The following is an 11728-nucleotide window of genomic DNA, read 5'->3' as shown; positions in this document are numbered from 1 at the left end:
TGCTCTTCCGATCTCCATCATGATACAAATGGTATCAAAAGGGGTAGAAGACAACATAGTCCAAGAAGCAATTTTTGCCGCTTCTACTGAACTTATGGAATCGACATCATACTATTGGGATGCAAACTCTATGCAAGACAATAACCTTAGCAATCTGGAGAGAGTTATCAACATAAACAATGTTTGTGAAGACAATGCTTCTAACCCAAGATATGGACTGGCACTAGGTCATATAGCACAACCCTACCATAGAAGATGTTTGGAAGATAGCACAACAAATCCAGCCGATGCAAATAGTACTCTTTTCCCTAACTTGGATAATGCGGAGCATGTAGATGACCTCATGTTCACAGACGACACAGCGGATTCGGTAGGCTACAAAGAGGATTATCACAGTACCGTAGACGTTACTAGAACGAACGATGTTAAAGTGATAACCATAACAATTAGACCTTCAGGTGGTGGAGATATAATCACGCGCTTAAGAACTTACAGTGCCAACATCGGCGAAGTTGACTTTTACAAGAGGAGACTTTAATGCGTAGAGCGGCTTTTACTCTTCTAGAGCTTATTTTTGTCATAGTTATCATGGGAATCTTGGCAAGATTTGGTATTGAACTTCTCTCTCAGGCCTATAAAAGTTTTATATTTTCAAGCGTTAATAATGCACTACAATCCCAAAGCGCAGCAGCGGTTGAGACCATTGCTGCAAGACTTCAGTACCGTATAAAAGATTCAGTCATAGCAAGAGAAGCAGACGATGACTTTTTTGGACTCGCAGGATATACCGCAGACAATGCACCGATCTTAGAGTGGGTCGGCATGGATGCCGATGGCCTGAGGGGAGATAGTGCGCAAACTACACCGCTATGGAGTGGTATAATTGACCTACAAGCATCAACTGCCGCTGCTTTAAGTTTGCCACAGACTGACACCGGCAAAATCGGTACTTTAATTAATACTCTATCAAATGGCGGAAGCAGTTACAATGATGTAGCCTTTTATTTCATAGGCTCAGACAGTGATGTGCAAAATGGTTATGGCTGGACTATAGGAGGTGGAGGCATATCCGATCAAAATCATACTATGCACCCGGTTACAGATCCTGCGGGCAACAATATATTTAACTTTTCAAATATAGATGTGTACGAGTACTACCAACTTGCATGGACTGCTTATGCCGTTGTTCATAACAGTGCAGATGACACACTTTGGCTGCATTACGACTATCAGCCATGGAAGGGTGAGAACTATAATAACGCCAATACAAAAAAAGTTAAAATCATGGACAATGTAGATACATTTCAGTTTATAGCGGCTGGATCGATAGTAAAAATTCAAGTATGTGTAAATTCTGATTTGATGGAGGATTATTCGTTATGCAAAGAAAAAACAGTATTTTAAGAATAAACCCTCGCAAGAAACGCTCGGGCTTTGCCATGATAATGGCCATAGCCGTTATTGTGGTCATCTCGACCATTATGGCTCTCTCCCTTTCTCTTACCACAGAGACAACAAAAAGAACCGTTGACCTCTACCTTTATGAGCAAGCTGAGTTGGTAGCAAAAAGTGCGGTAGAATTAACTCTGTTAGAGATTGCAAAGAGAGACCCTGTCACAAACTGCTTAAACATATATGGAACAAGTACAACACCATCGATTCCTTTTGATGCTAACATCACTAACCTTTTTGATGTAAATGTCAGTGTACAATATGTTTTCACCGGAGCCGTTGTAGGATGTACTCCATATAGTCCTGGTGGTGCTCCGATGTATATAACAACTGCTGAACAAAACGGTTCTGTCTTAATGGATGTTGTCGTTTCAACAAAAGCAGATATCACCACCGAACCTATCCGCTACTTTAGAAGAACCATTCAAAAGCTCTAGATTGTAACTATTCTAAACTATTTAATGATATAATAATTTACAATTACAATCAAAAGGATTTACTATGAATATATCATTAACAGGAAGACATGTGGAGCTTACAGAGCCTATAAAAGCACACATGAATGCATCGATAGAAACACTTAGCAAATACAATATGGACATCATATCCGTAAATCTAATCGCAACAAGTCAAACAAAAAAGGGGAAGCCTCTATCTGTCATAGAGTTTGTTATAAACTTGGCGCATAAAAACTCAGTGGTTATCAAACAAAGTGATGAAGATCTTTACGCTGCTATCGACTTGGCAACAGCAAGAGCGCAAAAAGCACTCCGCCGTATGCATGACAAAGATAACCATCACCATAAAGACGGCATTAACGAAGCAAAAAGCGAAGCGAGTAATGGCATAGACCTTCATGAAGCAAGCGAAGCTATGGAAGATGAGATCGTTCCTGTTGAGCTTTCACTATATAAGCCTCGTGAAGTTGAAGATGTCTTAAATGATATAAAAGAGAACAAAAAGCTCTTTGAGATATTCATAGACAACGACGGAAAAACAAGAGTTCTTTACAAGAGAAACGACGGAAAGTTCGGACTATACTAATCTGGAGTCCTGCAAAAGGAGTTTACTTCCTTTTGCCCAAATCCCCTTTTACACTTTTTACTATATCTTCATCCTCTGCAAGATCGACCCACTTAAACTGACTTCCGCTCTGGTTATGTCCTTTTAGCAGATCACCGCCTTTTCTAAACTTCAGGTCCAAGTTTGCGATGTCAAAACCGCTTGTCGTCTGCACAAATCTATCCAGACGCTCAGATGAGTTTTGATTCGTATATAAAAAACAGTGTCCTTTAAGACCTGTGCGGCTTACACGCCCACGGAGCTGATGCAGAGTTGAGAGTCCCAGTCTCTCGGCTCCTACTATAACGACCGTGCTAAGACGAGGCAGAGAGATACCGACCTCCACGACCGTAGTGGCTATGAGAACATCTCCATTTTTGCTAAACTCAAGCAAGATCTCCTCTTTCTCCTTGTCTTTGCCGTGAGTGACATAGACATTGGAAAATCTCTTCTCCCAAAACCCTCTTGCCTCATCGATGCTCTGATACTCCAAAACTTCGCTCTGCTCTACCAGCGGGTAGACAAGCAGGACTTGATTGCCTCTTTGTATCTCATCTTTTATATGCTCCAAAAGCTCTTTAAAATCCTCTTTATGTATCACTCTGCTTGTTATATCTTTTACAAACGGTGTAGATGTTATAAGCGAGACATCTATGTGTGCCGTCTCTATCATTGCCTGTGTTCTAGGTATTGGCGTAGCAGAAAATTGCAAGAAATGTGGTTTTCTCTCTCCTGAGCTCACCAACTTCTCAAGCAGATTTCTCTGAGCTGTTCCAAAACGGTGCTGCTCGTCTACCATTACAAGAGAGGCACATGGGAGCTCCCTGTAAAGCAGAGCGTGTGTTCCGATAATGAAGTCATACTCATCCAGATCTATGGCTTTTGTTCTGTTTGTAACAAGCGCTATTTGCATTATGGGAAGAAACTTTTTCGCCTCCTCATAGAGCTGGTTTGCAAGTATGGTCGTTGGTGCCATCAGAATTGAGCGATTTGGATAGTTCATAAACGCAGATGCCAAGATCACCATTGTTTTTCCGCTGCCTACATCTCCTACTATCATCCGTCTGGCAGAGACCTCTTGGCTAACATCTCTTTTTATATCCTCTATGACTTGTATCTGTTCATTCGTTAGACGAAATGGAAGAATTGACGCCCACTCCGTGTAATCCCTAGGAGAAGAAGTCAGTGCCTTGAAGTATCTTCTTTTGTTTGAGAGCTGCTTCATATAGCTGAATAGTTCGCTATATTTAAGAGCATAAAGTGTTTTAGCATCCAAATCTCTTAAATTTGGTGTTGTTTGCGTAGGAAAATGAAGTCTTAAAAGCTCCTCTGCTATCTCCTCTTTTAGCCCCTCCGATACAAGATTCTCTTTTGTAAGAGCGCTTTTCATAAGCCGAAGCATAACATCGCTTCTGAGTGGTGATCTGTACTTTGGAGTTATCTCGCCTATGTTGATTACTTTTTTTGGCATGCCAAGAGTGCAAAAGCCGTTTTTACACTCAATCATTCCATAGTAGTAATCTCTCTCGCCTGCTTTAAACTGGTGAATCATATATGGTTTTGGACGGAATATCACGCCTGTAATGGTGTGTCCGAAATTGTGTGCAAAGAAGGTTATCTGAAGTGAGTTTGGAGCTCTATAGACCGACTCTACTGTCGCATCTATAAGCTGCATAGAGTGGATTTGAAGTTTATCGCCAACCCTTAGATCTTCGTAAGAGCTAGGTACCATAAGAGCAAGCTCTATATAACTACTCAATCCAAGTTTTTTAAACTTCTCTTCCTGCTCTTTTGTAATCTTCATCTTCAATCCTCGCTACTGTTATAATAGCGATTTTATTTAGAGCTGCTGCAAAATATTGCAAAATGCAATATAAAGACTTGGTATTACTATTTGGTTACTATTGAAAAGCTCATATCTAGTATCTCTTTGTGCTCTTTAATGAACTCATTTAGATCTTTTAACTTCAGTTTCTCTATCTTTTCAAGCTCTCTAAAAGAGTGCCCGATCTCATGGCCATTGTAAAACTCCATAAAGGTTCTATGAAGTCTCTGGCTCATGGTCTCGACTCTCAGCGGCTCGCTTCCAAGCAGAAACTTTTTCGTCTGCTCAAGCTCCTCTTTTGTAACGCCACTCTTTACGAAATCCTCTACTACATACTTTACCGTCTCTTTGGCATCTTCAAGAGATTCAAGTTTTGTCTGCAGATAGCCGCTCATGAACGAGCTTGACTTTGTGACATCAAGCCTTGCATACGCCGAATATGCAAGCCCTTTTTTTACTCTTATCTCTTCCATAAGTCTTGAACCGAAACCGCCTGCCCCGAGTATAAAAACGGCAACTCTCGCTTTGTAGTAATCCTCTGACTCTACGCTTATGTTATATGGTGAGCCAAAATAGATATATGCCTGCTGCGTCTCTTTTAAAAGCACTTTCTCTTTTGCATCTTTGGAGGCTTCATACTTTATAAGCTCGTTTGATCTGCCTTTTGGGAGCAGCTCTATTATCTTGGATATCTTCTCTCTGCTCGTCTCAAGGTCAACATCGCCACCGATAGCGACTATGAGCTTTGAAGCTACTAGATTTTTTGAGAGAAACTCTTTTACATCTTTTAACTCTATACTCTTGACGCTCTCAATCGTTCCTGCAGACGGGTTTGCAAGCACGCTTCCCTCAAATAGAAGCGCTTTTAGCTCGTTTGACGCAATATAGTCAAAGTCATTCTCTTTTCTTGCAAGAGAGCCAAGAGTAGTAGTTTTTACCTTCTTGATCGTCTCTTCGCTAAGATTCGGATCACTTAGCAGCATCCCGAAATATTTAAGACCTTCGTCAAGTTCCTCTTTTAAGCAGCTAAGTTCCAGAACAAAGGTCTCTCGTCCGGTTGAAGCAGAAATATGGATCGCTCTGCTCTCAAGTGCTTCGGCAAATTTGCTTGAGCCAAGCTTTTTCGTCCCCTCGTTCATCACTCTTGAGCTAAACTTTGCCAATCCGGCTTTTGAACCATCAGCAACGCTTCCGCTGTTTTTAAAAATAAACTGCATAGTAACCAGAGGAAGTCTTTTATCCTCTTCAAAAATCAGAGGGATTTTCGAACTCTTTACTTTTATCTCATCTATTGTCGCTGCCATCATTATATTTCCTAAAATCAGTAGTATTAAAGCTATCTTCTTCATTCTATGCAAATTTCTCTAAGATCTCATACGCCGTATTTCGCACCGCAGGGATCTCGCCTACATCTCTTATGAGGTGAACCATCTCGCTCTTTGCCATCTTGTACGCCGCACCCGCAGAGCTTACAACATTCTCTTCCATCATGGTTGAGCCAAGATCGTTTGCGCCGAACATTAGAGCCATCTGCCCTATGTACGGCCCCTGTGTCACCCATGAACTTTGGATATTCGGCACATTGTCAAGGTAGAGTCTTGCAACGGCAAGAAGTCTTAGGTAGCGGTTTGAAGAGGGTTTTTCCATATCAGGTATCTGACGCAGCAGCTCCGTATTTTCTCCCTGAAAACTCCACATAATGAACGCTCTAAAACCATGTGTCTCATCCTGAAGCCTGCGAACCATATCAAAATGCTCTATGATGTCTTCATCACTCTCAACCGTTCCGTACATCATCGTAGCAGTTGACATAATGCCTAGTTTATGAGCTTTTCTGTGAATATCTATCCAGACATCGGAGTCGATCTTTTTTGGAGCGATTATGTCGCGTACTTTATCGCTCAGTATCTCAGCCCCTGCCCCCGGAATAGAAGCCAGACCTTTGGCATGCAGCCTCTCTAAAACCTCTTCAACGCTTATGCGTGAGACCTTTGCTATAAAGTCTATCTCGATGGATGAGAAGCCGTGAATAGTGATAGTTGGATATTTTTTATGAATATGCTCTACAAGATCTTCGTACCACTCTATTTTGAGCTTTGGATGAACGCCGCCTTGAAAAAGTATCTGCGTTCCACCGATCTCAAGCAGTTCATCTATCTTCGCATCTATCTCATCAAAAGTAAGAACATAAGCATCCGCATCTTTTTCATGTCTGTAAAATGCGCAAAATTTGCAGTCAACCCAGCAGATATTTGTGTAGTTGATATTTCTATCCACTACAAAAGTGGTGATATTGTCAGGATGGAGCTCTTTTTTGCGCGCTGTTGCCATTCGACCAAGCTCTTTTAAATCTGCATTTTTTATAAGATCTAGAGCCTCTTCTTTTGTCAATCTTTTCATTTTTTACTTATCTTTAGAAATTGCGTCTAAAACACCGTTTATAAACTTCGGCGACTGCTCCGTTCCAAATGCTTTTGTGATCTCGACCGCTTCGTTGATGACCACCGCAGAGTCAAGTTCGCCGTAAAGTATCTCATAAGTAGCAAGCCTGAGCGTTGCCCTCTCGATAGCTCCAAGTCTCTCAAAATCCCAATCTACCAAGTGTTTTATGATAGCTTGATCTATAGATTTTAAATTTTGCATAACACCCTCGTAAAGAGTGAGCGCGAAATCTCTCTGCTTGTTTCTAATCTTCTTCTCTTCTAAGATCTCATCAGTATGCTCAGCTATATTACCGTTGCCAAGATCAAATGCATACAATAAGCTTACAACTGCCATTCTGGCTTGATGTCTAGTGGCCATCATTTTTCCTTATTTTATTTCGTAAAAATGAAGGGAGCCCTTCATTTATTTATCACGGTATCGGAAGTAATTCCGCTACCTACGCTAACGCTAAGTTTCCTTCGGCAGGAAGCCCGCGACACTAGTGTCTTTTATAGATTCTCGTAAAGGTCTAGCATCTCGATAACGGTTGTCATCGCTTCAAAGCCTTTATTTCCGGCCTTTGTACCTGCTCTCTCTATAGCCTGCTCAATTGTGTCAGTCGTTAACAACCCGAATGAAACAGGTTTTTGATACTTAAGGCTCATTGTAGCGATACCTTTTGTAGCCTCTGCAGAGACATAATCAAAGTGAGGAGTCGCTCCGCGGATAACAGCGCCCAAAGCACAGATAGCATCATATTTGCCGTTAGCCAAAAGCTGATCCACTATCATTGGAAGTTCAAACGCACCTGGAACCAAAACGTGTGTCAGATCTGCGTCATCACCGCCATGTCTCGCAAATGCATCCTTAGCACCCTCTACCAGTCTGTCAACTATGAAGTGATTCCATCTTGTACTTACTATTGCTATCTTCTTGCCGTTTACTACTTTTAACTGACCTTCAATTAACTTCATCTATATCTCCTGTATCTTTTTAATTTTGTTTATTAGAGCTTCAAGCTCATCGAGTTTTATCATATTCGGACCATCACTAAGAGCAATGCTTGGATCAAAGTGCGTCTCAAAGAAAAAGCCGTCAACTCCGACAGCTGCCGCTGCACTTGCCAAGTATGGAACCATCGTTCTGTCTCCGCCCGTTTTTCCGCCAAGCGCACCCGGTGCCTGAACAGAGTGGGTTGCATCAAAAATGGTAGGCGCAAACTCTCTCATAATAACCAAAGAGCGCATATCTACTACGATATTACCGTAACCGAACGAGCTTCCTCTCTCACAGAGGTAGACTCCGTGTTTTTTGGAAGCTTCGTAACTTACCTCATCGCAGCCCCGTGTTTTGAGCACTTTTGCAACAGAGTATTTCATATCGGGCGGATTTATGAACTGCCCTTTTTTTATGTTCACCTCTTTGTCCGTCTCTGCACAAGCGACAAGCAGGTCTGTTTGACGGCATAAAAACGCGGGGATCTGAAGCATATCGACAACTTCGGCCACAGCAGGAACTTGATGCGACTCATGCACATCCGTAACCACTTTGTAGCCAAAATCGTTTTTTACCTTCTCTAAAATTCTAAGCCCCTCATCTATCCCCAAACCGCGGAAACTGTCCAGCGATGTGCGGTTAGCTTTGTCAAAACTTGATTTAAAATAGAAATCGATTGTCTTGTCGTTTTGATAAACCTCTAAAGCCTTAGCGATCTTAAAAATATTCTCTTCGCTCTCTATGACGCAAGGTCCGGCGAGTAATTTCATCTGTTTGCCTTGTAAAAAATAGAAGGAGATTATAGCATAACGGATTTAATATAATTCTTTCATAACCGTACTCATTCATTTAGGCTTCACGATGGGTGCCCCAAAGCTGAAGCTTTGACCCTCTCGTTGCAGAATCATTCATTTCGTGCGGTTATATAAAAATCTAATCTCACTTTCCTCTTGCCACCATGATTCCGGCCGCAACAATAAGAAGTATCCCGCATGCAGTTACTATGGTTGGAAGAGAGTCACCGAGCATAACCCCGACCAAGATCGCAAAGACTATATTCGTATAGCTCACCGCTCCTACAATTCCCGCTTTTGTCTCGCCGTAAGCTTTTGTCATATAGTATTGAGAGAGTGTTCCAAGCACTCCAAGCCCGATTACGTAGAGCCATACAACTCCGCTTGGAACAACAAACTCTCCCATCATAAAATCTAGCTCGGCTATATAAAAATAGTGCGAAAGGGCAAAAAGCAGAATTGGGCCTACGGTTCCTACCAGTGTGAAAGAGAGGACTATCATTCTTGTATCGTAGTAGTTTCTAAGCTCTCTAACGGATGTATATGCAAGTGCGGCTCCAACTCCGCTAAAGATCCCAAGCAGGTCATATTTGCTAAAGCCGATCCCGCTTGGCTGAGCTATAAGGATTATTCCCAAAAAACCTATGAACACAGCGATCCAAGAGCCAAAAGAGAGCTTTTCGCTTAAAAAAAGCCATGCAAAAATCGCCGTAAAAATAGGTGCGGTTTTTGAGTATGTCACTGCATCTCCAAGCGGTATATGGGCAATATTGTAAAAATAAGCCAAAAGTGCCAAAAATCCCATCAAGCCTCTAAATAAAAGCAAAAGAGGCTTACCGCCCTTGCTTACCATCGGGGTCTTATAAAGTGCATAACCTATAAATATAACGCCGAATATATTTCTAAAAAACACTACTTCAAGCGAGCTCATATGTTCTGAGGCTAGTTTTGCGAACGCGCCCATAATTGCAAACAAAAATGATGCAAATAGCATATATTTTACACCGTTATCTAATTCTTTTATATATTTCATGGACGAAAGTATACCAATCTTTTTTATTTCAAATAGGTTATAATATCTTATATATGCAAAGGAAGTTGTATGTCACTACGAGTTATGGCTCTTTTAATTTCCCCTTTTCTGGCCATTTTTGCAATAGCTCAAGAGACTGCAACAGAGCGCAGCACTGAAGAGTACATAGATGAAAAGCATAAACAGTTTTCAAATTATGTTGTTGAAGTCTTTGACGATATCGACAGCAGCATCAGCCGCTGGGTCCAAGACTCAGACGACAATGAAACAGGCGAAGATGAAGCAATAACCAACATAGACAAATTTTTCAAAGACGAGAAGTTTATCGAAGAGACCGAGAGGAGTTTTTTGCGTATTCGTCTTGGCGCCGAATTTCAGTCAAAAGATGATGAAGACTACAACTATAAAATAAGAGCGCAGATCCCTCTTAACAGAACAAAAAAGAGTTTTCAGCTCTTTATTGAAGATGTCGAAAAAAGCTACTTTGATCCTGAGAGCTCAACGGAAGTAAAAGAGACGAATACCGCAGTTGGGATAAACTTTTTTGCTCCCATATATAAAGATATAAAATCAAAATATTCCATAGGTATTAGCAGTTTGACACCATATGCAAAAGCTAGATACTCCAAAGATTTTAAGGTCGATACTTGGGTCATTCAACCGACACAGCAGTTTAAATACTCTCTTAAATCAGAGTGGAGCGAAGAGACAAATCTCTACTTTAATAGAGCGCTTGATGAGCGATCTCTCTTTAGAACGACCCTGCATCGTAAAACACAATCGCATGTAGACGGATTTGACTATGCGGTTATTTTTTCCTACTATCTGACACTATCAAGCAAAAAAGGTTTTAGCATATCACAGCAATTTTGGGGCAACTCAAAATATAAGTGCGAAGTAGCTCCCGAAGAGTATAACGGCATAAGCAACTACTCCACCTCTCTCTCGTGGCGACAAAATATTTTCAAACAGTGGATCTCTCTGGAACTTGGTCCCGGTATAAGTTTTCACAGGCAGTATGAGTATGAGCCGAATTACCTCTTTATGTTTAATGTGGATTTTTATTTTGGAAATATTTAAATATATTCTATAGTATAATTTCATATTATAATAAAATATAAATTTTGATATAATACAAGAACATATAAAGGAGTTTTTTATGAGATACGTTTTAATACTTTTTTTACTTATAAGCTCTGCTTTTTCAAAAGATATTTCAACGCGATACGACGTGCATGTAAGCCTTTTGGGAAATGTGGGCTACGCAGATGTAACGCTAAGAGAGTCGGGGGAGACATACGAGATAAAACTTGTAGCAAACACCATTGGAGTTGCGGCCGCACTTTTAAAAGATAGGGTCGAGACCTTTATAAGCAGGGGCAGAGTTGTTGATGGAAGATATGTTCCGGATATTTTCACCGCTTCAAAAGTAACAACAAAAAGGTCAAGAGTCCAGACCTACTACTTTGATCATGAAAAAAAAGAGATCAAGCTGATAGAAGAGAAAAGCAAACTAGTGACCAAAACAAGATTTGACCCCAAAACATTTAAGGTAAGATCAGAAGAGATAAATGAAAACTCCGTAGAAGAGACTATTTTGGATGTTTACAAAGATGCAGATGTGCTCAGCTCTTATCTTAATACAAAAACCACCTGCAACTCTGAACAAAAATTTTACAAACTCATAGCAGTGGGAGCTCATGATGAAAAGAACAATATTACCGTCTCCTGTCTAAAAGGGCTGGAGAGAGAAGAAGCAATACTAAACTTTTCCGAGGGCATCCAAGATATATACAACCTAAACGTAGAGCCGTTTGACAAAGATGATGAAATAGTCGACGTGCTTGTTGCATTTGATAATGACGGGCTTTTAAAAGAGGCTCTTTTGGGAGAAATATTCTGGGTAGGAAAAATCACTGCAAAAAGAGTATACCACAAGATAAGCAGCAACTAACTGCCAATAAATTAAAAGGATAATAATGGGAAATATAATTGTACTGGCTCTATTAGCCGCATTTTTTTACTGGATATTTAAGAGCTACTCAAGGTATACAGTCTACTCTCAAGAGGCATTTAAGAACTTCTCTATCTCCAAAGAGTCTCTTCAAAACAGCGAGCTTGGTCTATTTGTAGCACTTGTCG

Annotated in this window: 13 protein-coding genes; 6 read left to right on the top strand and 7 right to left on the bottom strand. The window is 40.8% G+C overall.

Annotation, left to right across the window (positions count from 1 at the left end; all coding sequences use genetic code 11):
• The 4 genes from RBR61_RS09820 to raiA form a co-directional block, all read left to right on the top strand.
• A partial coding sequence (locus tag RBR61_RS09820; RefSeq protein ID WP_320343977.1) for a hypothetical protein occupies positions 1–538 on the top strand: 538 nt, incomplete at its 5' end.
• Entirely contained in the window at positions 538–1404 is an 867-nt protein-coding gene (locus tag RBR61_RS09815) for a type II secretion system protein (RefSeq protein ID WP_320343976.1), read from the top strand. The genes RBR61_RS09820 and RBR61_RS09815, both read left to right, overlap by 1 nt.
• Positions 1380–1889, top strand: coding sequence for a hypothetical protein (locus RBR61_RS09810; protein ID WP_320343975.1), 510 nt, complete (start codon positions 1380–1382; stop codon positions 1887–1889). Before RBR61_RS09815 ends, RBR61_RS09810 begins: the two co-directional genes overlap by 25 nt.
• Before the next feature lie 64 nt (positions 1890–1953).
• Positions 1954–2496: a ribosome-associated translation inhibitor RaiA gene (gene raiA / locus RBR61_RS09805; protein ID WP_320343974.1), complete on the top strand. Its 543-nt coding sequence runs from the start codon at positions 1954–1956 to the stop codon at positions 2494–2496.
• 22 nt (positions 2497–2518) lie between these two features.
• Here raiA and recG read toward each other — a convergent pair whose 3' ends face one another.
• The 7 genes from recG to RBR61_RS09770 form a co-directional block, all read right to left on the bottom strand.
• Entirely contained in the window at positions 2519–4318 is a 1800-nt protein-coding gene (gene recG, locus RBR61_RS09800; protein ID WP_320343973.1) for an ATP-dependent DNA helicase RecG, read from the bottom strand.
• Between the two features lie 86 nt (positions 4319–4404).
• Positions 4405–5646, bottom strand: coding sequence for a pitrilysin family protein (locus tag RBR61_RS09795; RefSeq protein WP_320343971.1), 1242 nt, complete (start codon positions 5644–5646; stop codon positions 4405–4407).
• Between the two features lie 43 nt (positions 5647–5689).
• A complete protein-coding gene (locus tag RBR61_RS09790) occupies positions 5690–6739 on the bottom strand; it encodes a dehypoxanthine futalosine cyclase (RefSeq protein ID WP_320343970.1) in 1050 nt (349 codons plus the stop codon).
• A 3-nt stretch (positions 6740–6742) separates the two neighbouring features.
• Positions 6743–7141, bottom strand: a complete 399-nt coding sequence (gene nusB, locus RBR61_RS09785) for a transcription antitermination factor NusB (RefSeq protein ID WP_320343969.1) — start codon at positions 7139–7141, stop codon at positions 6743–6745.
• Positions 7142–7272: 131 nt separating this feature from the next.
• On the bottom strand, positions 7273–7737 hold the full coding sequence (gene ribE, locus RBR61_RS09780) for a 6,7-dimethyl-8-ribityllumazine synthase (RefSeq protein WP_320343968.1): 465 nt from the start codon (positions 7735–7737) through the stop codon (positions 7273–7275).
• Positions 7738–8559 (bottom strand): 3-deoxy-8-phosphooctulonate synthase, encoded by an 822-nt coding sequence (gene kdsA, locus RBR61_RS09775; protein WP_320343978.1) that lies wholly within the window; start codon positions 8557–8559, stop codon positions 7738–7740. It lies immediately after the preceding gene.
• Between the two features lie 139 nt (positions 8560–8698).
• Positions 8699–9586: a DMT family transporter gene (locus RBR61_RS09770; RefSeq protein ID WP_320343967.1), complete on the bottom strand. Its 888-nt coding sequence runs from the start codon at positions 9584–9586 to the stop codon at positions 8699–8701.
• 69 nt (positions 9587–9655) lie between these two features.
• On the opposite strand from RBR61_RS09770, the gene RBR61_RS09765 reads away from it, so the two are divergent.
• Both RBR61_RS09765 and RBR61_RS09760 read left to right on the top strand, forming a co-directional pair.
• Positions 9656–10666: a hypothetical protein gene (locus RBR61_RS09765; RefSeq protein WP_320343966.1), complete on the top strand. Its 1011-nt coding sequence runs from the start codon at positions 9656–9658 to the stop codon at positions 10664–10666.
• Between the two features lie 79 nt (positions 10667–10745).
• Positions 10746–11540 carry a DUF3108 domain-containing protein gene (locus tag RBR61_RS09760; RefSeq protein WP_320343964.1) on the top strand — a complete coding sequence of 265 codons (795 nt, stop codon included), beginning with the start codon at positions 10746–10748 and terminating at the stop codon, positions 11538–11540.
• Positions 11541–11728 lie beyond the last annotated feature (188 nt).

It is taken from the genome of Sulfurimonas sp. (assembly GCF_034005705.1).
GTDB lineage: Bacteria > Campylobacterota > Campylobacteria > Campylobacterales > Sulfurimonadaceae > Sulfurimonas.
This window is presented reverse-complemented; position numbering and strand designations above follow the sequence as displayed.

Coding starts and splice junctions, on each gene's coding strand:
- RBR61_RS09765 (WP_320343966.1), top strand. CDS start 9,656: ATGTCACTACGAGTTATGGCTCTTTTAATTTCCCCTTTTCTGGCCATT.
- raiA (WP_320343974.1), top strand. CDS start 1,954: ATGAATATATCATTAACAGGAAGACATGTGGAGCTTACAGAGCCTATA.
- ribE (WP_320343968.1), bottom strand. CDS start 7,737: ATGAAGTTAATTGAAGGTCAGTTAAAAGTAGTAAACGGCAAGAAGATA.
- RBR61_RS09795 (WP_320343971.1), bottom strand. CDS start 5,646: ATGATGGCAGCGACAATAGATGAGATAAAAGTAAAGAGTTCGAAAATC.
- RBR61_RS09760 (WP_320343964.1), top strand. CDS start 10,746: ATGAGATACGTTTTAATACTTTTTTTACTTATAAGCTCTGCTTTTTCA.
- RBR61_RS09770 (WP_320343967.1), bottom strand. CDS start 9,586: ATGAAATATATAAAAGAATTAGATAACGGTGTAAAATATATGCTATTT.
- RBR61_RS09810 (WP_320343975.1), top strand. CDS start 1,380: ATGCAAAGAAAAAACAGTATTTTAAGAATAAACCCTCGCAAGAAACGC.
- nusB (WP_320343969.1), bottom strand. CDS start 7,141: ATGGCCACTAGACATCAAGCCAGAATGGCAGTTGTAAGCTTATTGTAT.
- recG (WP_320343973.1), bottom strand. CDS start 4,318: ATGAAGATTACAAAAGAGCAGGAAGAGAAGTTTAAAAAACTTGGATTG.
- RBR61_RS09790 (WP_320343970.1), bottom strand. CDS start 6,739: ATGAAAAGATTGACAAAAGAAGAGGCTCTAGATCTTATAAAAAATGCA.
- RBR61_RS09815 (WP_320343976.1), top strand. CDS start 538: ATGCGTAGAGCGGCTTTTACTCTTCTAGAGCTTATTTTTGTCATAGTT.